The sequence below is a fragment of the Pseudomonas sp. PDM18 genome, assembly GCF_014852585.1.
In the GTDB taxonomy this organism is placed as follows: Bacteria; Pseudomonadota; Gammaproteobacteria; order Pseudomonadales; family Pseudomonadaceae; genus Pseudomonas.
Genome location: NZ_JACVBX010000014.1, coordinates 116,451 through 137,182 on the forward strand (window position 1 = coordinate 116,451; position 20,732 = coordinate 137,182).

A 20,732-nucleotide genomic window follows, 5' to 3' on the forward strand; every position below is an offset into this window, starting at 1 on the left:
CCGAAGAGAATTCCATGGAACCTGGCAACCACCAGCTCAGCATGACCGTCCTGATGACCCCCGACATGGCCAACTTCTCCGGCAATGTCCACGGTGGCACCCTGCTCAAGTACCTCGACGAAGTCGCCTACGCCTGCGCCAGCCGCTACGCCGGCTACTACGTGGTAACCCTGTCGGTGGACCAGGTGATCTTCCGCGAACCGATCCATGTCGGCGAACTGGTCACCTTCCTCGCCTCGGTGAACTACACCGGCCGCACCTCCATGGAGATCGGCGTGAAAGTGGTCACCGAGAACATCCGCGAAAAGTCGGTGCGTCACACCAACAGCTGCTTCTTCACCATGGTGGCGCTGGATGACGAGCGCAAACCGATCGTCGTGCCGCAGCTCGATCCGCAAACCAAGGACGAGAAACGCCGCTTCGCACAGGCACGACAGCGTCGGCAGATTCGCCAGGAGCTGGAACAGCGCTACAAAGAGCTTCGCGACGAATGACGGACGTTCGCGACATTTCCTGAAAAGAAATGTCGCGTGCCGTGGAAATTCCTTAATGCGTCAACAGGTTACCCTTGCGTGAAAGCAAGGTAGGAATTGATTACTACGCCTAAACTTTTCACACGCGGGTTTGCCCCCGTGACCCACCGTCGAGCGACCCGGTGCTGATGCGCAGTCCGGTCGCTCCCTGAGTGCCCGGAGCCCAGACCATGCATCACACCCCGCTACTGACCACCCTAGCCGTAGGCTTCGTACTGGCCTTCGTCCTTGGCGCCCTGGCCAACCGCCTTCGCATCTCGCCGCTGGTGGGCTACCTGCTCGCCGGCGTGCTGGCCGGCCCCTTCACTCCCGGCTATGTCGCCGACCAGGCGCTGTCCGTGGAGATCGCCGAACTGGGCGTGATCCTGCTGATGTTCGGCGTCGGCCTGCACTTCTCGCTGAAAGACCTGCTGTCGGTCAAAGCCATCGCCATCCCCGGCGCGGTGGTGCAGATCGGCGTTGCCACCCTGCTCGGGCTTGGTCTCGCCTGGATGATGGGCTGGAACTTCGGCGGCGGCCTGGTCTTCGGCCTCGCGCTGTCAGTGGCCAGTACCGTGGTACTGCTGCGCGCGCTGGAGCAGCGCCAGCTGATCGACACCAAGCGCGGACGCATCGCCATCGGCTGGCTGATCGTCGAAGACCTCGCCATGGTCCTCACACTCGTGCTACTGCCGGCGCTGGCCGGCTCGCTGGGCGGCACCTCAGACGGTGGCGACGGCGGCCTGCTGATGCCGATCCTGCTGACCCTGGGCAAGGTCGCCGCCTTCGTCGCGGTGATGATCCTTGGGGGCCGCCGCTTTGTCCCCTGGGTACTGGAGCGCGTGGCCAAGACCGGCTCGCGCGAACTGTTCACCCTGGCCGTGCTGGCCATCGCCCTGGGCATCGCCTACGGCTCGGCGGTGATCTTCGGCGTGTCCTTCGCCCTCGGCGCCTTCTTCGCCGGGATGATCCTCAACGAGTCCGAGCTCAGCCACGAGGCCGCCGAGAACTCGCTGCCGCTGCGCGACGCCTTCGCCGTCCTGTTCTTCGTCTCCGTCGGCATGCTGTTCAACCCGGCCATCCTGATCCACGAGCCGCTGCCGGTGCTGGCGACCTTCCTGGTGATCGTCTTCGGCAAGTCGGTCGCGGCCTATGTCATCGTGCGGATGTTCGGCCACCCCAACAGCACCGCGCTGACCATCGCCGCAAGCCTGGCGCAGATCGGCGAGTTCTCCTTCATCCTGGTCGGCCTGGGCGTGACCCTGAACCTGCTGCCCGAAGCCGGTCGTGACCTGGTACTGGCCGGCGCGATCCTGTCGATCCTGGTCAACCCGCTGCTGTTCATCGCCATCGACCGCCTGCAGGCGCGCCAGGCGCAGAAGGCCGAAGCCGAGCCCGGTGTCGTTCAGGTAGAAGCGCCGGACCTGCCGCCACCGGTGCTGGAGCAGAACCATGCGATCCTCATCGGCCACGGCCGCGTCGGCGCGCTGGTCAGCGAGCGCCTGCGCAAGGACAAGGTTCCGGTGGTGGTCATCGAGGACAAGCGCGAGAAGGCCGCCGAGCTGCGCGAGCACGGTCTCTGCGTAGTGGTCGGTAACGCCGCCAATCCCGAGGTGCTGAACCAGGCCAATATCACCTCGGCGCGCTGGCTGCTGATCGCCATCCCCAACGGCTTCGAGGCCGGGACGATTTCCAGCCACGCGCGAGCGATCAACCCGAACCTGGACATCATCGCTCGCGCCCACTTCGACGCCGAGGTGGATTACCTGGAGCAGAACGGTGCCAACCTGGTGATCATGGGCGAGCGGGAAATCGCCCGCGGCATGGTCGAGCGGGTCGAACGCGAGGAGGCCAGCGCGGCACCTGGCGACGACCACCTGCCGCAGTCGGCCTGACGCCATGCTGCGCCGGCTCTACGACTGGACCATGCGCCTGGCGGGGCATCCGCGGGCGGAGCTGGCGCTGGGCGGGGTGACCTTCGCCGAGAGTTCGTTCTTCCCCATTCCGCCGGACGCGCTGCTGGTGCCCATGGTCCTGGCCAACCGGGCCAAAGCCTGGCGCTATGCGGCGATCTGCATCGTCAGTTCGGTGCTCGGCGGCATCGCCGGCTACTTCATCGGCCTGCTGCTGTTCGAGACGGTGGGCCAGGCGATCCTGGCCTTCTACGGCCTGCAGGAAAACTTCGCCGAGGTCGCCGACCGCTACAACGAACTGGGCTGGCTGATGGTCCTGCTGGGCGGCGGCTTCACACCGCTGCCTTACAAACTGATCACCCTGACCAGCGGGGTGACCCAACTGGACCTGGTGCTGTTCATCGCGCTAAGCGTGGTGGCGCGCACCCTGCGCTTCGCGGCCACCTGCGCCCTGCTGTTCTGGGCAGGGCCCGCACTGCGCGAGGCCATCGAGAAACGCCTGGGCCTGGCGTTCGGCCTGCTCACGGCGATGGTGGTCGGTGGGTTGCTGCTGGGCAAGTACATGCTCTGAGGCAGGGCTCTTTGTAGGAGCGAGCTTGCTCGCGAACCGCCCAGCGCCAGAGCTGGCGGATAATCGGTTCGCGAGCAAGCTCGCTCCTACAGTTCAGCCCTCTCGAATCAGCCCAGCTTCACTGCCTCGAACTTCACCCGCGGGTGGGCGATGCGATCCTGGGCGCGCACCAGTTCCAACTCGTAGCTGCCGCAGGCCTGGGTTTCCAGCAGCACCTCATGCACGGCGGCGGCGCAGAATTCAAAGGCTGTGCGCAGGTCATCGCCCAGCAGCAGACGGGCGAGGAACAACCCGGAAGTCAGATCGCCCACGCCCACCGGCTGGCGCGGGAAGGCCAGCAGCGGGCGGCGCAGGTGCCAGGTCTCATCGAGAGTCACCAGCAGCATCTCGAAGGCGTCCGCCGGCTTGCCCGGGTAGTTCAGGTGCTTCACCAGAATCGCCTTCGGGCCTCGCACCAGCAGGCCGCGGGCCATCGCCGCGCAGTCTTCCAGGGAAGTCGGCTGGCGGTCGCAGAAGCTGTCCAGCTCCAGTTGGTTCGGGCACAGGTAGTCGGCCACGGCGGCCGCTTCGTGGAGGAGGAATTCGCTGACTTCCGGAGCAACGATGCAGCCTTTCTCCGGATGGCCCATCACCGGGTCGCACAGGTACACCGCTCGCGGGTTAACCTCGCGGATACGCTTCACCACTTCGAGGATCGAGCGGCCCTGCGCCGCGCTGCCCAGGTAGCCCGAGAGCACCGCGTCGCAGTTGCCCAGCTCGCCGATGGCGGCGATGCCGTCCACCAGTGCGGGAATCTGCTCCGGCGGCAGCACCTGGCCCGTCCAGTGGCCATACTGGGTATGGTTGGAGAACTGCACGGTGTTCAGCGGCCAGACGTTCACCCCGATGCGTCGCATGGGGAACTCGGCGGCACTGTTGCCGGCGTGGCCGAAGACGACGTGGGACTGGATGGCGAGAACGTGGGGAGTGCGCGGCATAACGGTGTCCTGCTACAGAATGGGGCAGTATGGGGCGCAATTCACAGGCTGTGAACATCCGGCTCTCGCCGCCCGACGGCGGAGTGAGTAAGCTGGTGCGCCGATTCCGAGGAAGCTGAAGTGGACCTGGGCAATCTTTTCATCTTCATGCTGGTTGTCGCGGGCGCCGCCTGGTGGTGGCGTGCCCATGGCATCCGCGAACGTGCGCTGGTCCTGGCCAAGCAGCACTGCGCGCGAGAGGGCGTGGAGCTGCTCGATGACGCCATGGCGCTGCAGCGCTTCCGCTTCCAACGCGACGGCCGCGGCAACCTGCGCCTGGCCCGCGAATACGCTTTCGAGTTCACCGCCACCGGGCAGGAGCGCTACGCCGGCAGCATCGCCATGTTCGGCCAGCACCTGGGCCGCGTCGAGCTGGCACCGTTCCGCATGGAGCCCGAGCAGCGCGCACCGGCGTCCCCGGTCGCCACCTTCCACCCCGCCGCCGCTCCGGTGGACGAGGAGATCATCGACGCGGTGTTCGACGACACGCCACCGCCGCGCCCCCGTGGCGAAGTGGTGCGCCTGGACGAATGGCGCCGCGCGCATCAGGGCAAGAAAGTCGGCGACTGAGCGCAATCAGCTCGGTTCGTCTTCGGTCCGTTCACGTAGTTCGACGACTCGCGCCAGCACCTGGCGCAGCTGCGCATTCATCAGTGTGCCGACGGTCCGACCGAGGAACCAGCAACGCCAGCGATAAAGGAAGAATGCTCGACGCTGCTGATTGCGCCGGCACTTCTCGAACAGCCAGTCGGCATCGAAGCCGGTCCACTCTCCCGCGGTCGCCAGGGCATTCGGGTAGACCACCGGGACCACCTCCAGGCAATAGATGGCTTCCAGTTCGACCAGGGGGAAATCGCTGACCGCCAGCGTGCGGGCGATGTAGTTGATGTCTGCCTCGGTCGTCTCGGTGTCCAGCCACAGCTCGGACAACGCCAGCCAGACGGACTCGCGGGCCGGGTCGTTCATTCGTGGCTCAGCAGGAAGCGCGACACGCGCGCGGCGCTGTCCTCGGGGAATTCCTGCATGAAGCAGTGGCCGCCATCGACGCACTGGCCGCTCACCACCTTGTTCACTGCACACCAGCGCGCCACCGACTTGGGCACGAACGGGTAGGTACGCTCGCCAAACAGCACCTGGGTCGGCGTCGCCACCTTGGCCAGTGTCGGCCACAGGCGCTTGGGGAAGGAGCTGAAGATTTCCGCCTCGCGGCTGGGCCGGCATTTCAGCTCGACGCCCGCCTCGGTGCGCTTCAGCGCGTTCTCCACATAGGCCCATAGCGCTTCGTCGGTCCAGCCCTTGAAGATGCCGCGGCCGTGCAGGCCGGTGTAGGCCGCCTCGCGGTCCGGCCACTGGCTGCGCCGCGAGCGCGCCTTCTGCACCATGGTGCGGCGCTTGTGCAAGCCGAGCACTTCAGAGAGCGCCATCACGCCGATCATCGCCGGGGTGAACAACACCGGATCGAGCAGCACCGCGCGGCGGAACAGCTCGGGATGACGACCGAGGATCAGGCTGGTGAGCACGCCGCCAAAGCTGTGCCCGGCCGCGTAATGCGGCACGTCGCCGAACACTTTGCTGCCGGCCTGGAAGGCTTCCACCGCCATCTCGGCGTTGCGGTTCCAGCCGTGGAAACGTCCGCCGTGGTCACTGTCGCCATGGCCCTGCACGTCGCACAGCCAGAGGTCGAAATCCTGCGCCAGTACTTTCAGCATCGGCTCGTAGGCGCGGCCGCAGAAGCCGTTGCCATGCAGGAAGTGCAGCAGCGGCTTGCCGCTGGGCTCGCTGCGCCAGCCGCGCAGGGTGAAACCGGCGGACCCTTCGTGGGTCCAGGGCGACAACTGCATCGAAGCTCTCCATCGGGATGCCGGCAGTGTAGCGAGGCGGCGGGGCGCCGGACCAGCTCGCGGCCGTGCTATTGTCGCCAGCCGTTGGTCGAACCCCGTCGAACATGTCGCCTACCCGCCCCTTACGCCTGCTGCTGATCTGCCTGCTCCTGCTGGCCGGGCTGGTGCTGTCGGTGTTCTGGGCCGGCGAAAAGGCGCGGCACCGCGCGCTGCTCGCCGAAGCGGAAGCCGCCCATGAGCAACTCGGCCTCTACGCCAACTCCCTGCACACCCTGATCGAACGCTTCCGCAGCATCCCCGCCGTGCTCGCGCTGGACCCGGAACTGCGCGCGGCCATGCGCGGCCCGGTCACCGGCGAGCTGCAGCACCGGCTCAACCTCAAGCTGCAGGAAATCAATGGCGCGGCGCGCTCCTCGACCCTGGAGCTGCTGGACCACACCGGCCTTGCCGTGGCTGCCAGCAACTGGAACCTGCCGGTCAGCTACGTCGGCCACAACTACGGCTTCCGCCCCTACTTCCGCCAGACCATCGCCCAGGGCGCCGGGCGCTTTTACGCGGTCGGCGTGACCAGCGGGATTCCCGGCTACTTCCTGTCCAACGCCCTGCGCGACGACGACGGCACCTTCCTCGGCGCCATCGTGGTCAAGCTGGAATTCCCCGACCTCGAGCGCCAGTGGAGCCAGACCCCGGACGTTGTGCTGGTGAGCGACAGCAAGGGCGTGGTGTTCCTCGCCAACCACCCGCGCTGGCGCTACCGCGAACTGCAACCGCTGGACGCCGTGGCCCGCGCCGAGATGGCCGACACCCGCCAGTACCACAAACAGCCGCTCAGCGCGCTGCCGCACCGGACGCTGGAAACCCTCGGCGAGCACGCGCGCATGGTTCGCGTCGACGGCCAGGACATCAGCGGCGACTACCTCTGGCAATCGGTCGGCCTGCCGGAAGACGAGTGGACCCTGCACCTGCTGCGCAATCCCCACGGCGTGCAGTCCGACGTCACCAGCGCGCGGCTTGCTGCTGCCGGGGTCTGGCTGGCGCTGGTGTTCCTCGTGCTCTGGCTGCAACAGCGCCGCCGCCTGGCGCGCCTGCGCCAGCGCAATCAGGAAGAGCTGGAACGCCTGGTGGAGCAGCGCACCGCCGCCCTGCGCACCGCTCAGGACGGCCTGGTGCAGGCGGCCAAGCTCGCCGCGCTGGGGCAGATGTCCGCCGCGCTGGCCCATGAGATCAACCAGCCGCTCACCGCGCAACGCATGCAGCTCGCCAGCGTGCGCCTGCTGCTCGACGCCGGCCGCCAGGACGATGCCCGCGCGGCGCTGGTGCGCGTGGATGAACTGCTCGAACGCATGGCCGCGCTCACCGGCCACCTCAAGACCTTCGCCCGCAAGACGCCTGGCGGCCTGCGCGAACGCATCGAACTGGGCCACGTGATCGAGCAGGCCTTGCAGCTGCTGGCCGTGCGCATCCGCGCCGAAGGTGTGGAGATCAGCCAGGACCTCGACCTGCCCGCCTGGGTACTGGGCGATGCGATCCGCCTGGAACAGGTGCTGGTCAACCTGATCCGCAACGCCCTCGACGCCGTCTCCCACACCGACCAGCCGCAGATCCGCCTGACCCTGCGCCGCAACGGCGAACACTGGTACCTGGAAGTCGCCGACAACGGCCCCGGCATCGACGAAGCCCATCTGGCCAGCGTCTTCGACCCCTTCTTCACCACCAAGCCGGTGGGCGAAGGACTGGGCCTGGGGCTGGCGGTATCCTATGGCATCGTCCACGAACTCGGCGGGCACCTCGGCGCCGCCAACCAGCCCCCCGGCGGCGCGGTGTTCCGCCTCAGCCTGCCGGCCGCCAGCGAAGAAAGAAGACCATGAGCGAGACCATCCTCTTCGTCGACGACGAAGCCGCCATCCGTGACGCCGTGCAGCAATGGCTGCAACTCTCCGGCTTCGATGTGCGCCTGTGCGGCAGTGCCGACGAGTGCCTGAAAAGCGTCTCCCGCGAGCTGCCCGGCGTGGTCATCAGCGATGTGCGCATGCCCGGCACCGACGGCCTGGCCCTGCTCGAACGCCTGCAGCAGATCGACCGCGATCTGCCGGTGATCATGGTCACCGGCCATGGCGATGTGCCCATGGCGGTGCAGGCGATGCGCCAGGGCGCCTACGACTTCATCGAGAAACCCTTCACCCCCGAACGCCTGCTCGACAGCCTGCGCCGCGCCCTTGAGAAACGCCGGCTGGTGCAGGAGAACCGCCAGCTGCGCGAACAGGCGGCGCTCAAGGACCAGATCGAATCGCGCCTGCTCGGCGTCTCGCGGCCCATGGAAACCCTGCGCCGACAGATCATGGCGCTGGCCGGTACGCCGGTGAATGTGCTGATCCGCGGCGACACCGGCAGCGGCAAGGAACTGGTCGCGCGCTGCCTGCACGACTTCGGCCCACGCGCCGGCAAGCCCTTCGTCGCGCTGAACTGCGCGGCGATTCCCGAGCAGTTGTTCGAGACCGAACTGTTCGGCCACGAAAGCGGCGCCTTCACTGGCGCCCAGGGAAAACGCATCGGCAAGCTGGAGCACTCCAACGGCGGCAGCCTGTTCCTCGACGAGATCGAGAGCATGCCGCTGGCCCAGCAGGTGAAGCTGCTGCGCGTGCTGCAGGAACAGCAACTGGAGCGCCTGGGCTCGAACCAGAGCATCAAGGTGGACCTGCGGGTGATCGCCGCGACCAAGCCTGACCTGCTCGAGGAAGCCCGCGCCGGGCGTTTCCGCGAGGACCTCGTGTACCGCCTGAACGTCGCCGAGCTGCGCCTGCCGCCGCTGCGCGAACGCCGCGAGGATATCCCGCTGCTGTTCGAGCACTACGCCCTGCTGGCCAGCGAGAAATTCGGCCGCGAAGCCGCGCCGCTCTCCGCCAGCGAACTGGCGCGCCTGCTCGCCCACGACTGGCCGGGCAACGTGCGCGAACTGGCCAACGCCGCCGAGCGCCATGTGCTCGGCCTGGACCGCGCCGAGCTGCCGATCGAGCCCGCCGGCAACGGCCTGTTCGAACGCATGGAAGCCTATGAGGCAGAGTGCATCCGCCAGGCACTGGGCCAGTGCAAGGGCGACATCAAGGCGGTGATGGAGCTGCTCGGCCTGCCGCGCCGCACCCTCAACGAGAAGATGCAGCGCCACGGGCTAAGCCGCGGGGATTACCTGAGCGAGGACTGAGCCAGTTCTTCGGCGAAGAACCAGCCGGTGCACCAGCGCGCCAGCGGCCAGAGCAGCGCCAGCAGCAGGATCGCCGGCGGCAGCAGGTAGAGCGGCAGGCTGCTGGAGTTCAGCGAGCTGTAGGCGGCGAAGGCCACGAGGATCGAGACCAGAGCGATCGCGACCACCCACAGCACCAGCAGCACCAGCGCACAGCCCAGCACCCGACCGGCCGCGAAGCGCACGACCTGCGCTGGCAGACGCGTGTGCACCGCCGCCATGACAATGGCGAAGGGCAGCACACCGCCCGCCAGCAGGAACACCGATTGCCAGCCGTCCGCGCCGCTGTAAAGGTAAAGCACCCCATAGCTGAGCGCGGCCAGCGCCTTGTAGATCAGCGCGCTGAAGCAAAGCGCCACCCCCAGCGATACCTGCCAGGACGGCAGCGCAAAGGTCTCGCCGGGCGCCAGCTGCTGGGAGCGTGAACGCGCCAGTGACAGCACCCCCCAGAGCGGTAACAGGCAACCCAGAACTAGATTGATCAGCGAATTGGCCTGGCCGTAGAGGACCATCCAGAGGGTCCGGGCATCCTGCTCGAACGCCCATTGATAAAAAGACACGCTCAGATAGGACGCGACCGTGCTGACGACCATGGTGGCAATCAGATAGGCCACGCCGAAGCCTACCAGCAATCCGGCCAGCGGCTGGAAGCGGGCGATGCCATGGCGTTCGCGCAGGTGATGCACCATCAGCAGGACCGCCGCCGCATAGAAGACCAGCCCGCCCAGCCAGTTCGCCAGCATCGTGGGCAGGTATTGCGGAAGGCGCTCACGGTAGCTGCCCAGGTCGCCGATCCACTGCACGGCATTGCTGCCGAAGAACGCCACCGCCGCTGCCACGATCATCGCGGCGACGAACTGCAGGGGCTGGTTGCTGGCGGACGGCGCAGCAGCAATTGATGCGCTGAGTGGCGCATGGGGTGTCGCGAAGGGGTTATCGGTGGTCATCTCGGCATCCTTGTCGAATCCGGCTCGTAGCGCGGAGTGCGCCCAGCCTAACAGTCCACCGCCGCTTTTCCACCGGCAAAAAAAAGGCCGCTGAAAGCAGCGGCCTTGAGACGGACATCGATCTGGAGCAATCAAGAATCGACGTCGGGAAGCTTGCCGGCGGTGAGGCCGGTAACGGCGCTGCTCGAATGCCGCGTCGTTGGGTCAAGTATATTGACCGATTGGCCAGGAATACAGATCACCGGCGGCGAAAGACTGTTACAGCTTCTGTAATAGTCATCCTGATGCCGGAAGCGCAGGCAAAAAAAACGCCGCATGTCTTATGCGGCGCAAGGTGTTGAGAAGCCCGGCTCACGCTCCGGGCCTCCCGGGGGAAGCGGCCGATCAGGAATCGGCGTTACTGCCAGCGGCGGCCTTGGCGGTCTGCTCGGCGGACTGGGCCTGCTGCTGGGCAATCACTGCTTCGTTGGCCTTGACCATCTTGTCGGTCATCAGGCGCGATTCTTCGGCGAAGCTCAACTGAGTGAAGGACAGCGAGCAGACGGACAGCAGGGCAGCAACATAAAGCGAACGGGACATGACGGTGATCCTTTCTGAACACCCGATTGGTCGGGGTTGATGAAAGGTTACGGCGCAACAGTCCCTCGAAAAATAGCTAGCTAACCAACAAAGCATTGCCTAAAAAGCAACAATCCGCGCCGATCGTCCGAGAACACCGATATAGAGCGGCTGCGACGATCTGCCACGCTAGCGCCCAAAGCCCGAGACGGCCTTATGCCCAGTTGACGGGATCGTTGAGCGCTGCTTCGTCTTCCTCGAATACCCGCGGCAGCTCAGCCTTGAGGAATTCGACCCAGGTGCGGATCTTCGCGTCGAGGAAGCGCCGCGATGGGTATAGCGCATAGATCTGCCGCACGTGCAGGCTGTGCCGGGGCAGTACGCGTACCAGCGAACGCCGGCGCAAGGCGGGGGCAGCGACGTAGCTGGGCAGCAGGCAGATGCCCATGCCGGCGGCCGCGGCGCCGGTCAGCGCCTCGGCGACGTTGACCATGAAGGTGTCGCGCGGGCGGATCACGCTTTCCTCGTTGCCCTCCTCGAACGCCCAGCCTTCGGGGAAGGTCGGGTCCTGCAGGCGCAGGCACTGGTGCTGGTGCAGGTCGGCGACGCTGGTCGGGGTGCCGCGCCGCTTGAGGTACTCGGGGCTGGCACAGAGCACGCTGTAGATGGTGCCCAGGGTCTGGGCGACGAACTCGGAGTCGGGCAGCTCGCGGTCGCGGGTGATCACCACGTCCTGGCCTTCCTCGAGGATGTCCGGTTGGCGCTGGGCCAGGGTCAGCTCGATGTAGACCTCGGGGAAGGACTCGCAGTAGCGCGAGATCAGCGGGATCAGGTGCTGCTGGCCCAGCCCGGTGAGCGAGTGCACACGCAGGCGACCGCGCGGGTTCAGATGCGCGCCACTGGCTTCGGCCTGGGCTTCATCGACATCGGCGAGGATTTCCCGGCAGCGCAGCAGGTAGCGCTCACCGGTTTCGGTCAGCGCCAGGCGTCTTGTCGTGCGGTGCAGCAGGCGCGCTTCCAGCTGGGCTTCGAGGTCGGAGACCACGCGCGAGACCTGGGCTGTGGATAACCCCAGGGCGTTGGCGGCGGCGGTGAAACTGCCGGCATCCACCACCCGGACGAATGCCCGCATCGCGTGAAGTACGTCCATGCTTCCCCCTGCCTGTTGATCTTGTCGTAGGCGCCTGTAGGAGACGACAACCATTGTTGTCCGCGCCGCAAAACTGAATCGCAGTATAGGGTCGTTTTTTGCCGATTGTTACCACGTATAGTGCCGGACAAGTCGCTGCAGCAACGTTGGGCATACCAGGCTCATCGTACGGCCGCCGATACACCAATCGACGGCCCTCTCCCCCGCGCATACCTGGCTGCAGCGACTGACTTTTTCTCCAGGGGCGGCCATCTTCGGATGACCGCCCTTTTTCGTTTCTGGCGTCGGGGTCTGGTGCGGGGCTTGTCCCCTCACTCCAACCCTCTCCCCCAGGAGAGGGTTGGAGTGAGGGTGAGGGCGGCCGAAAACACCGGAGTAAAGCAGGGTTCGCGAGCAAGCTCGCTCCTACAAGGGAAGAGCCGATCAGCGCGGTAGCGGGTACAGGCGCTCGTCGAACTGCTCCAGGCGCACGAACTCCAGCGGCTGGTCGTTCTCCAGGTGCTGCAGGCGGTCCTGGTACTGGCGCAGGAAGTCCTGGCGCGCGTCGTTGCTGATGTAAGGCACGTGCCAGGCCACGAAGGGCGGCAGCACGCTCATGCCGGTGTAAGCCAGGGTGCCGCGCAGGATCGGCCGCAGCATGTCTTCCAGCGGGCCGTGGATGGCGTCGTCGCCGAACATGTGGTCACGTCCGCCGAGGGTCACGGTTACCAGCGCCTTCTTGCCGGCCAGGCCGCCCTGGTCGTAGAAGCGCTTGCCGCCGTAGCAGATGCCCGAGACCAGCACGCGGTCGAACCAGCCTTTGAGGATGGCCGGCGCGGAGAACCAGTAGATCGGGAAGTTGAAGATCACCAGGTCCGCCCAGAGCAGCTTGTCCAACTCGGCCTGGATATCGGCGGCGATGGTCCTGGCCTTTGCGCCTTCACGCTGCTCCAGGGCGTAGACCAGGTACTCGGGGTTGGCACGGGCGCCAAAGTCAGCGGCGCTGGCCACCGGGTTCCAGTTCATCGCGTACAGGTCGGAGACCTGCACTTCATGGCCCTGGCCGCGCAGGGTTTCCTCGGCGAGTTGGTACAGCGCGGTGCTGAAGGATTGTGGTTCGTTGTGGGCGTGGACGATCAGTACGTTCATGTGGATTCCTGGAAACTCAGTGAGAGGCTGCCCTCACCCCAACCCCTCTCCCGGAGGGAGAGGGAGCTGAAAACATTAGAGTTGGATGGCCTTGAGCTCGACGAACTCGTGCAAGCCCTGCTCGCCCCATTCGCGGCCATTGCCGGACTGCTTGTAGCCACCGAACGGCGCCCGGTAGTTGAAGGCACCGCCGTTGACGAAACATTGGCCGGCGCGCATCTGCCGGGCGAGTCGCAGGCCATCTTCGCGGTCGCCCGCCCAGACGGCACTGGACAGGCCGAACGGCGAGTCGTTGGCGATGGCGATGGCCTCGGCCTCGTCGGCGTAGGGAATCAGGCACAGCACCGGGCCGAAGATTTCTTCGCGGGCGATGCGCATCTGGTTGTTCACACCGGCGAAGATCGTCGGCTGCACATAATGCCCGCGCTCCAGATTAGCCGGGCGCTCGGCGCCGCCGCAGACCAGCTGCGCGCCCTCTTCCTGGCCGACGCGAACGTAATCGAGCACGGTGCGGCGCTGGCCGCCCGAGCACATCGGGCCGAGGAAGCTGTCGGCGTCCAGCGGGTCGCCCATCTTCAGTGCAAGGGTTTCGGTGCGGGCGATTTCCACGGCTTCCGCGTAGCGGCTGGCCGGCAGCAGCATGCGAGTCAGCGCGGTGCAGGTCTGCCCGGAGTTGATCATCACGTCCTGCACGCCGTGGCGCACGGCGGCAGCCAGGTCGGCATCGGCGGTGATCAGGAACGGCGATTTGCCGCCCAGCTCCAGGCACACGCGCTTGACCGTCGGCGCCGCCGCTTCGGAAACCTTGATCCCCGCGCTGGTGGAACCGGTGAAGGACACCATGTCCACGTCTGGATGCCGCGCCAGTGCTTCGCCGACCTTGGAGCCCGGGCCGCTGACCAGGTTGAATACGCCCGCCGGCAGGCCGATGGCGTGGACCATGTCGGCCAGCAGGAAGGCGTGCAGCGGGGTGTCCTGGCTCGGCTTGACCACCACGGTGCAGCCGGCGGCCAATGCCGGGGCGAGCTTGCCGATCAACTGGTGCAGCGGGTAGTTCCAGGGGTTGATGAAGGCGCAGACGCCCACCGCTTCCTTGACGATCAGCGAGTTGCCGACCTCGCGGACTTCGTCCATGTGCGCGGCCATGGCGGCGTAGCTTTCCAGGCCCTCGATGGGCCCGTCGACCTGCACCATGCGGCACCACTGGATGGGCATGCCCAGCTCGGCGGTGATCAACGCGGCCATCTCGTCGGCGCGGTTCTTCAGTTGCTCGGCCAGCGCGCGGATGTAACCGGCGCGCACGTGGGACGGAGTCTGCGACCATGCCGGGAAGGCGTGGCGCGCGGCGTCCACCGCGCGGTTCACGTCACCTTCGCCGCCCAGCGGCACGCGGCCGACGCATTCCTCGGTGGCCGGGTTCTGCACCTCGGCCATGCCCTGGCCTTGCGGCGTCACCCAGGCGCCGTCGATGTAGAGCTGGGTACGCTCACGCATAGCGTTTTTCCTTCAGCAGTTCGGCAGCACAGAGTGCGATGCGGCGGCAGGCTTCGCGCAGCGGTTCGGCGCCGAGCACCAGGCCCAGGCGGATGTGCCCGGCGGCGCTGGGGCCGAAGGCTTCGCCGGCCAGCACGGAGACGCCGTGGCGGTCCAGCAGCACGTCAGCGAAATCCTGGGCGGAGAGCCCGGTGGCGCGGATATCGACCATCACAAACATGCCGCCGTCCGGGCGCAGGGCGCGCACGCCGACGCAATCGGCGAGGCAGTCGAGCACCAGGTCGCGGCGCTGGCGGTAGGCCTCGCGCATGGCTTCCAGCTCCGGCAGTTTGGCTTCCAGCGCGGTGCAGGCGGCGTCCTGGATGAAGTCCGGCGAGCCGTAGAGCATGCACAGGGCGAGGTTTTCCAGGTGCGCGCAAAGCTCACGCGGGCCGACCACCCAGCCGACGCGCCAGCCGGTCATGGCGTGGGATTTCGACAGGCTGTTGAGGGTCGCGGTGCGCTCGGCCATGCCCGGCAGGCTGGCGGGGCTGATGTGCTCGCCGTCGAACAGCAGCTCGCTGTAGACCTCGTCGGAAATCATCCACAGGTCATGAGTTATGCACAGCTCGGCCAGCTTCTCCCAGGTCGCGCGCGGCAGGCTGGCGCCGGAGGGGTTATGCGGGCTGTTGATGGCCAGGGCGCGGGTGCGCGGAGTGATCAGCGCGGCAACGTCCTCGGCCTGCACGCGGAAGCCGTGCTCGGAGCGCACCGACACCGGGATGACCTTGGCACCGCAGGCACCGAACACTGCTTCATAGGTGACGTACATCGGCTCGGCGACGATGACTTCGTCGCCCGGATTGAGCACGCACTGCGCCACGGCATAGAGCGCGCACTGGGCGCCAGCCAGCACGACCACATCGTCGCTGGTGACGGCCTGGCAGCTGCGTTGGGTATGACGGCGGGCGATGGCTTCGCGCAGCGAGCGCTTGCCGCGCACGTCCGCGTAGTGGGTGTTGCCGGCCAGCAGGCTGTCGATGGCCGACTGGACGATGGGCACCGGGGTGTCGAAGTCCGGGTCGCCCACCGACAGCAGCAGGATGTCGTCGCCCTGCTCCATGCGCGCCAGGGCGCGGTAGTGGATGTCCCAGGCAGCGGCGCCGTCGCCGGCGATACGTTGGGTGAAGTTCGAGTAGCGCATGCTGTGCTTCCTTCAAGGCACCGGAGCCCGTGGGCTCCGGCGGGTGCAACGGGTCCTACTGGGCGCAGGCGTGTTTCAGCTCGATCAGGGTGACGCCCGGATGGGCGAAGCCGGTGCGCAGGTCGCGCTCCAGTTCGTCCAGGCTCTGCGGCTGACGCATCTCGCAACCGTAGGCGCGGCCGAGCAGGGCGAAATCCGGGTTGCGCGGCAGGACGCCGATGGGCTCGATGTCCAGGCCGATCATGTCGTCGCGGATCTGCCCCAGCGCATCGTTGTTCCACAGCAGTACCACCAGCGGGCTGTCCAGCTCTTCGGTCGCAGTGGCCAGTTCCTGCGCGGTGTAGAGGAAGCCGCCGTCGCCGACCAGCACCAGGCCCGGGCGCTCCGGCGCGCCGAACTTGGCGCCGATGCCAGCGGGCACGCCGTAGCCGAGGGTGCCGTAGCCGGTGGGGTGCAGCCAGCCACGCGGTGCCTTGCTCGGGTACAGGTAGTTGGCGGTGTAGGCCAGCTGGGTCATGTCGCTGGCGATGAAGGCGTTGTCCGGCAGGACCTTGGCGATGCGTTCCAGGATCGACTTGTGGATAAGTTGCAGCGGCGCGTGGCCGCCGTCGATCTGCGCAAGCAGTTCGGCAATGCGCGACTGCGCTTTCGCCGCATCCCGACTCGCGCTCGGCAGCGCGGCGAGCAGCGCCTCGGCGGTGGCCTTCGAATCGCCCAGCAGCGCCACGGCGCTCGGGTAGAAGTCGTTGAACTTGCGCGAGTCGACGTCGACGCGGATCACCTCGCCGGTGACCGGCAGGCGGTCGCGCCAGAAGTCGGTGTCGGCCATTTCGGTGCCGATGGCCAGGACCACATCGGCCTCGGCGATCATGTCCCAACCGGCCTGGGTGCACAGGGTCGCACCCGCGGCGAGCGGCGCTTCCGGCGCCAGCAGGCCCTTGCCGGCGACGCTGGTGAACAGCGGCGCGGCCAGGCGCTCGCTGAGCGCGGCCAGGGCATCGGCGGCATGCAGCGCGCCGCCGCCGGCGATGATCATCGGGCGCTGGGCGGCCTGGAGTTTATCCACAGCCTGCTTGAGCGCATCGGCGCTGGGCTGGCCCCGGCCGGCACGGCGCACTACTTCGTGGGTCCAGTCGCGGGCGACCGGGTTGGCCAGCACATCCAGCGGCACGGAGATGTGCACCGGGCGCGGGCGCTCGCTGTCGAACACGGCGTAGGCGCGGGCGATCAGCTCGGGCAGGTCTTCGGCGCTCAGGGCGACGGCGGAAAAAGCGGTGATCGGCGCGGTCATGGCGCGCTGGTCCTGGGTCTCGTGCAGGCAACCCCAGCCCTTGCCCAGGCTGGCGGTGTGGTTGACGCTGGAAATCACCAGCATCGGGATTGAGTCGGCGTAGGCCTGGCCGATGGCGGTGGCGGCGTTGGTCACCCCCGGGCCGGTGATGATGAAGGCCACGCCCGGCTTGCCGCTGACGCGTGCATAGCCGTCGGCCATGAATCCCGCGCCCTGCTCGTGGCGGGTCAGCACGTGGCGGATGCCACTGCCGGGCAGGCCGCGGTACAGCTCCAGGGTGTGCACACCGGGAATGCCGAACACGGTGTCGACGCCGTAGTTGGCCAGCAGGCGTACCAGGGCCTGGCCGCCGGTGAGGGTCTTGTCGTTTTGCATGAACGATCTCCCGAATGGTTCTTCGGCGAATAACCGCGAACGGTTATTCGCCCTACTCGTTTTGGGGCCGACGCCGAATGTCCGGCGTGCGCCGCTTGTTCTCCCTCTCCCTTCAGGGAGAGGGCTGGGGAGAGGGGCGCTATCGATGGCACCGAGTCCCGGCCCACCACCCTCTCCCCCAGCCCCTCTCCCGCAAGTGGGAGAGGGGAGCGTTCGTGTTCTTCCTTCAGGTCCTGCTGCCGATCACTCAGCGGTGCGGATCAGCGCATCCACCGCCACGGCGCCATCGGCGTCCGCCAGCAGCGGGTTCACGTCCAGCTCCAGCAGGGTGTCCACGTGCTCGCAGGCGTAATCGGCGACAGCGCGGATGGCCTCCACCAGCGCCTCCAGGTTCACCGCCGGGCGCCCGCGGAAGCCGGTGAGCAGCGGCGCGCTGCGCAAGCCCAGCAGGGCATCGCGGATCGCCGCGTCGGTGGTCGGCAGCAGCAGGCTGCGGCTGTCCTTGAGCAGCTCGACGAGGATGCCGCCGGCACCCAGCACTAGCGCCAGGCCGAAGCCGTTCTCGCGCTTGATGCCGACGATCAGCTCGGCCAGTGGCGGATTGGCCATGCGCTCCAAAAGCACCTGGTCGAACGGCACGCCGGGGGCGTGGCGGGCGATGTTCTCGCGCATGTCGAACAGCGCGGCTTCCAGCGCCGCCTCGTTGCGCAGGTTGAGCGCCACGCCGCCGGCCTCGGTCTTGTGCGGCAGCTGCGCGCTGACCACTTTCAGCGCCAGGGGGAAGCCGACATCGGTGGCGGCTTCACGTGCCTGCGCCGGGGTGCTCAAGGCTGCGCGCGGCAGCGGCAGGCCGAAGGGTTTCAGCACCTGCTTGGATTGCCACTCGTCCAACATCCGGCCTTGGCTTTCCAGCGCCTGCGGGCAGAGCGGCACCAGCGCGGCTTCGCCACGGGCCAGCAGCGCTTCGCGGCACTGCCGGTAGTGAGCGATCCGGCCCCAGGCGGCGAGGCCGTCTTCCACGCCTTGCAGCGCAGCGACGCCGTGGGCGTGCAGCAGTTCTCGGGCGTGCTTGGGCAGCAACTCCGGCAGCGCGGAGGCGATGAAGCCAACCTTGCCGTGGCGCTCCAGCGCGGCGCAGTAAAGCTCCAGCAGCAGGTCGCACTGCGGGCGCTCACCTGTTTCCTCGCCGGGGTAGTCCAGCACCAGCAACGCTGCATCGGCTTCGGTCTGCAGGGCGCTGTCGAGCATGCGCTCCAGCGCCGGGCCGTCGCCCCAGATGGCGGTGGTGAAGTCCAGCGGGTTGGCGATATTGGCGTAGTCCGGCAGGACCTGGGCCAGCTCGGCGCGCTGCGCGTCGACCAGCTTGGGCAGGCTCAGGCCGTTGCGTTCGGCGTAGTCGGCGATCAGCCCGGCGTCGCCACCGGAGCAGGCCAGCGCGGCAAGGCTGGGGCCAGCCGGCAAGTTGCCGCAGGCGGCCGCCTTGAGGGTTTCGATGAAGCTCACCGGACCGCTGACGCGGATCACCCCGAGGCGATCGAATAGCGCGTCGTACAGCGCGTCGGAACCGGCCAGGGAGCTGGTGTGGCTGAGCGCGAGTTCGGCGCCGATCTCGGAAACGCCGGTCTTCAGGGCGATCACCGGGATGCCTTTCTGCAGCGCCTTGAAGGCGGCGCGGGCGAAGCCGGGGACGTTCTTCAGGCCTTCCAGGTGCAGGCCGATGGCGGTGACGCGCGGCTCGTCGAGCAGCACGTCCATCAGTTCGGCCACACCCAGCTGCGCTTGGTTGCCCACCGAGGCCATGTAGGCGATGGGCAGCGAGCGGTCGCTCATGGACAGGTTGTAGGCGAAGTTGCCGCTCTGGGTCAGCACCGCTACGCCCTTCTCCACCAGGTGCCCGCCGTGGGCCACCGGCCACAGCGCGGAGCCGTGCAGGTAGTCGAGCAGGCCGTAGCAGTTGGGGCCGAGCAATGCCATGTCGCTGGCGCTGGCGAGCAGGCGGCGCTGCAGGGCTTCGCCCTCGGCGCCGGTCTCGGCGAAACCGGAGGCGTAGCAGATGGCGCCGCCGGCGTCCTTCGCCGCCAGTTCGGCGACGGCCTGCAGGGTCAGGTCGCGGTTGGTGGCGACGAACACCGCATCGGGCCCTTCGGGCAGTTCGGCGATACTGCGGACGCAGGGCACGCCTTCGAGTTCGTCGTATTGCGGGTTGACCAGCCACATCGGGCCAGCGAAGCCGCCTTCGGCGCAGCGCTTGAGCGCGCGCGCCATGCTGCGACCGCCGATGAAGGCCAGGTGCCGGGGCGCCAGCAGGCGCTGGAGGTTTTCGCGTTTCATCGCACAGGCCTCAACGCAGCAGCGGACGCAGCAGTTCGCGGGAAATGATGTGGCGCTGGATTTCCGAGGTGCCTTCCCAGATGCGCTCGATGCGTGCGTTGCGCCAGATGCGTTCCACCGGACCTTCGTCCATCAGGCCCATGCCGCCGAAGATCTGCACGGTCTCGTCGGCGACCTTGCCCAGCACTTCGCTGGCGAACAGCTTGGCCATGCCGGCCTCGCCGTCGGTCATGCTGCCGCGGTCCATCTTCCAGGCGGTGTGCAGGGTCATCAGCTCGGCGGCGCGGATCTGCGTGGCCATATCGGCGAGCTTGAAGGAGATGCCCTGGTAGCTGCCGATGGCGGCGCCGAACTGCTTGCGGTCGGCCGACCACTGCAGCGCCAGGTCCAGCGCGCGCTGGGCCTGGCCGACGCAGTTGGCGGCGACCATCACGCGGCCGGCGGTGAGCCAGGCGTTGGCCACTTCCCAGCCCTTGTCGACTTCGCCCAGGACCTTGGAGGCCGGCACGCGGCAGTCGTCGAAGAAGATTTCGTAGGTGTGGTAACCCTTGTTGCTCACGCATTTCGGGCCACGGCGCACGGTCATGCCGGCGGTGCCCTTGTCCACCAGGAAGGCGGTCACGGCGTTGCGCTTCTTGCCGTTGCGCTCGAAGGTGTCGGTGACCGCGAAGACGATGGCGAAGTCGGCGTGGCCGGCGTGGCTGATGAAGTGCTTGGAGCCGTTTATCACGAAGTCCTCGCCATCACGCACGGCGCGGGTCTTGATCGAGTTGGCGTCGGAGCCGGCGCCCGGTTCGGTGAGGGCGAAGCAGTCGATCTTCTCGCCCTGCACCACCGGCAGCAGGTAGTCCTGGATCTGCTCGCCCTTGCAGGCCATGAGGATCTTCGAGGGGCGCGCAACGAACACGTGCAGCGCCCAGGAAACCTTGGACAGCTCACGCTCGACCAGCGCCTGGGACAGGTAGTCCAGGCCGCCGCCGCCCACTTCCTCGGGCATGTTGAAGGCATAGAAGCCGGCCGCCAGGGCCTTGCCGCGGATCTGCGCGGCCAGCTCCGGGGACACCGCGTCGGCGCGGTCCACTTCTTCCTCGTAGGGCAGCAGCTCTTTCTCGACGAAAGCCTTGACCGCCTCGACGAGCATTTCCTGTTCCTGGGTCAGTTGGAAGTCCATCACATCACCTGCA

At 67.2% G+C, this 20,732-nt stretch carries 18 protein-coding genes; 6 read left to right on the forward strand and 12 right to left on the reverse strand.

The annotated features are described in order from the left end of the window. Window positions 1–14: 14 nt before the first annotated feature. The 3 genes from IB274_RS24745 to IB274_RS24755 all read left to right on the forward strand — a co-directional run bounded on the left by IB274_RS24745 (window position 15) and on the right by IB274_RS24755 (window position 2,996). Window positions 15–494 carry an acyl-CoA thioesterase gene (locus IB274_RS24745; RefSeq protein ID WP_192435484.1) on the forward strand — a complete coding sequence of 160 codons (480 nt, stop codon included), beginning with the start codon at window positions 15–17 and terminating at the stop codon, window positions 492–494. Between the two features lie 209 nt (window positions 495–703). Then, window positions 704–2,407 carry a YbaL family putative K(+) efflux transporter gene (gene ybaL, locus IB274_RS24750; RefSeq protein WP_192435485.1) on the forward strand — a complete coding sequence of 568 codons (1,704 nt, stop codon included), beginning with the start codon at window positions 704–706 and terminating at the stop codon, window positions 2,405–2,407. Between the two features lie 4 nt (window positions 2,408–2,411). Beyond that, on the forward strand, window positions 2,412–2,996 hold the full coding sequence (locus IB274_RS24755) for a YqaA family protein (protein WP_192435486.1): 585 nt from the start codon (window positions 2,412–2,414) through the stop codon (window positions 2,994–2,996). Between the two features lie 107 nt (window positions 2,997–3,103). Here IB274_RS24755 and pdxY read toward each other — a convergent pair whose 3' ends face one another. Beyond that, a complete protein-coding gene (gene pdxY, locus IB274_RS24760; RefSeq protein ID WP_192435487.1) occupies window positions 3,104–3,973 on the reverse strand; it encodes a pyridoxal kinase PdxY in 870 nt (289 codons plus the stop codon). A gap of 120 nt (window positions 3,974–4,093) precedes the next feature. Between pdxY and IB274_RS24765 the strand changes: the two genes are divergently transcribed. Then, a complete protein-coding gene (locus IB274_RS24765) occupies window positions 4,094–4,582 on the forward strand; it encodes a DUF3301 domain-containing protein (protein ID WP_192435488.1) in 489 nt (162 codons plus the stop codon). Between the two features lie 6 nt (window positions 4,583–4,588). On the opposite strand, the gene IB274_RS24770 is transcribed toward IB274_RS24765, so the two are convergent. Both IB274_RS24770 and IB274_RS24775 read right to left on the reverse strand, forming a co-directional pair. Then, the gene (locus IB274_RS24770) at window positions 4,589–4,978 is read right to left on the reverse strand and encodes a hypothetical protein (protein ID WP_192435489.1); all 390 of its coding nucleotides are present in this window, start codon (window positions 4,976–4,978) and stop codon (window positions 4,589–4,591) included. Beyond that, on the reverse strand, window positions 4,975–5,853 hold the full coding sequence (locus tag IB274_RS24775; protein WP_192435490.1) for an alpha/beta fold hydrolase: 879 nt from the start codon (window positions 5,851–5,853) through the stop codon (window positions 4,975–4,977). Before IB274_RS24775 ends, IB274_RS24770 begins: the two co-directional genes overlap by 4 nt. Before the next feature lie 104 nt (window positions 5,854–5,957). Here IB274_RS24775 and IB274_RS24780 point away from each other — a divergent pair, with 104 nt between their 5' ends. Continuing rightward, entirely contained in the window at window positions 5,958–7,721 is a 1,764-nt protein-coding gene (locus IB274_RS24780; protein WP_192435491.1) for a sensor histidine kinase, read from the forward strand. Further along, the gene (locus IB274_RS24785) at window positions 7,718–9,052 is read left to right on the forward strand and encodes a sigma-54-dependent transcriptional regulator (protein ID WP_192435492.1); all 1,335 of its coding nucleotides are present in this window, start codon (window positions 7,718–7,720) and stop codon (window positions 9,050–9,052) included. The genes IB274_RS24780 and IB274_RS24785 overlap by 4 nt, the downstream gene beginning before the upstream one ends. Here the strand turns inward: IB274_RS24785 and IB274_RS24790 are convergent. The 9 genes from IB274_RS24790 to IB274_RS24830 all read right to left on the reverse strand — a co-directional run bounded on the left by IB274_RS24790 (window position 9,034) and on the right by IB274_RS24830 (window position 20,719). Continuing rightward, complete coding sequence (locus IB274_RS24790) at window positions 9,034–10,038, reverse strand: hypothetical protein (protein WP_192435493.1); 1,005 nt, start codon at window positions 10,036–10,038, stop codon at window positions 9,034–9,036. The two genes, IB274_RS24785 and IB274_RS24790, sit on opposite strands and share 19 nt — an antisense overlap. Window positions 10,039–10,422: 384 nt before the next feature. Then, a complete protein-coding gene (locus IB274_RS24795; RefSeq protein WP_045213909.1) occupies window positions 10,423–10,617 on the reverse strand; it encodes a hypothetical protein in 195 nt (64 codons plus the stop codon). 193 nt (window positions 10,618–10,810) lie between these two features. After that, entirely contained in the window at window positions 10,811–11,746 is a 936-nt protein-coding gene (locus tag IB274_RS24800; protein ID WP_081519060.1) for a LysR family transcriptional regulator, read from the reverse strand. A 423-nt stretch (window positions 11,747–12,169) separates the two neighbouring features. Further along, a complete protein-coding gene (locus IB274_RS24805; RefSeq protein WP_192435494.1) occupies window positions 12,170–12,874 on the reverse strand; it encodes an NAD(P)H-dependent oxidoreductase in 705 nt (234 codons plus the stop codon). Between the two features lie 75 nt (window positions 12,875–12,949). After that, window positions 12,950–14,368 (reverse strand): aldehyde dehydrogenase family protein, encoded by a 1,419-nt coding sequence (locus tag IB274_RS24810; RefSeq protein ID WP_192435495.1) that lies wholly within the window; start codon window positions 14,366–14,368, stop codon window positions 12,950–12,952. After that, window positions 14,361–15,551: a pyridoxal phosphate-dependent aminotransferase gene (locus IB274_RS24815; RefSeq protein WP_192435496.1), complete on the reverse strand. Its 1,191-nt coding sequence runs from the start codon at window positions 15,549–15,551 to the stop codon at window positions 14,361–14,363. Before IB274_RS24815 ends, IB274_RS24810 begins: the two co-directional genes overlap by 8 nt. Before the next feature lie 55 nt (window positions 15,552–15,606). Further along, window positions 15,607–17,217, reverse strand: coding sequence for a 5-guanidino-2-oxopentanoate decarboxylase (locus IB274_RS24820; RefSeq protein WP_192435497.1), 1,611 nt, complete (start codon window positions 17,215–17,217; stop codon window positions 15,607–15,609). A gap of 243 nt (window positions 17,218–17,460) precedes the next feature. Beyond that, on the reverse strand, window positions 17,461–19,548 hold the full coding sequence (locus IB274_RS24825; protein ID WP_192435498.1) for an acetate--CoA ligase family protein: 2,088 nt from the start codon (window positions 19,546–19,548) through the stop codon (window positions 17,461–17,463). 10 nt (window positions 19,549–19,558) lie between these two features. Beyond that, window positions 19,559–20,719 carry an acyl-CoA dehydrogenase family protein gene (locus tag IB274_RS24830; protein ID WP_192435499.1) on the reverse strand — a complete coding sequence of 387 codons (1,161 nt, stop codon included), beginning with the start codon at window positions 20,717–20,719 and terminating at the stop codon, window positions 19,559–19,561. Between the last annotated feature and the right edge of the window lie 13 nt (window positions 20,720–20,732).

What these genes read in the sequence shown, in the direction of transcription:
- IB274_RS24745 (WP_192435484.1), top strand. Translation starts at nt 15, where the DNA reads ATGGAACCTGGCAACCACCAGCTCAGCATGACCGTCCTGATGACCCCC.
- ybaL (WP_192435485.1), top strand. Translation starts at nt 704, where the DNA reads ATGCATCACACCCCGCTACTGACCACCCTAGCCGTAGGCTTCGTACTG.
- IB274_RS24755 (WP_192435486.1), top strand. Translation starts at nt 2,412, where the DNA reads ATGCTGCGCCGGCTCTACGACTGGACCATGCGCCTGGCGGGGCATCCG.
- pdxY (WP_192435487.1), bottom strand. Translation starts at nt 3,973, where the DNA reads ATGCCGCGCACTCCCCACGTTCTCGCCATCCAGTCCCACGTCGTCTTC.
- IB274_RS24770 (WP_192435489.1), bottom strand. Translation starts at nt 4,978, where the DNA reads ATGAACGACCCGGCCCGCGAGTCCGTCTGGCTGGCGTTGTCCGAGCTG.
- IB274_RS24775 (WP_192435490.1), bottom strand. Translation starts at nt 5,853, where the DNA reads ATGCAGTTGTCGCCCTGGACCCACGAAGGGTCCGCCGGTTTCACCCTG.
- IB274_RS24780 (WP_192435491.1), top strand. Translation starts at nt 5,958, where the DNA reads ATGTCGCCTACCCGCCCCTTACGCCTGCTGCTGATCTGCCTGCTCCTG.
- IB274_RS24785 (WP_192435492.1), top strand. Translation starts at nt 7,718, where the DNA reads ATGAGCGAGACCATCCTCTTCGTCGACGACGAAGCCGCCATCCGTGAC.
- IB274_RS24790 (WP_192435493.1), bottom strand. Translation starts at nt 10,038, where the DNA reads ATGACCACCGATAACCCCTTCGCGACACCCCATGCGCCACTCAGCGCA.
- IB274_RS24795 (WP_045213909.1), bottom strand. Translation starts at nt 10,617, where the DNA reads ATGTCCCGTTCGCTTTATGTTGCTGCCCTGCTGTCCGTCTGCTCGCTG.
- IB274_RS24800 (WP_081519060.1), bottom strand. Translation starts at nt 11,746, where the DNA reads ATGGACGTACTTCACGCGATGCGGGCATTCGTCCGGGTGGTGGATGCC.
- IB274_RS24805 (WP_192435494.1), bottom strand. Translation starts at nt 12,874, where the DNA reads ATGAACGTACTGATCGTCCACGCCCACAACGAACCACAATCCTTCAGC.
- IB274_RS24810 (WP_192435495.1), bottom strand. Translation starts at nt 14,368, where the DNA reads ATGCGTGAGCGTACCCAGCTCTACATCGACGGCGCCTGGGTGACGCCG.
- IB274_RS24815 (WP_192435496.1), bottom strand. Translation starts at nt 15,551, where the DNA reads ATGCGCTACTCGAACTTCACCCAACGTATCGCCGGCGACGGCGCCGCT.
- IB274_RS24820 (WP_192435497.1), bottom strand. Translation starts at nt 17,217, where the DNA reads ATGCAAAACGACAAGACCCTCACCGGCGGCCAGGCCCTGGTACGCCTG.
- IB274_RS24825 (WP_192435498.1), bottom strand. Translation starts at nt 19,548, where the DNA reads ATGAAACGCGAAAACCTCCAGCGCCTGCTGGCGCCCCGGCACCTGGCC.
- IB274_RS24830 (WP_192435499.1), bottom strand. Translation starts at nt 20,719, where the DNA reads ATGGACTTCCAACTGACCCAGGAACAGGAAATGCTCGTCGAGGCGGTC.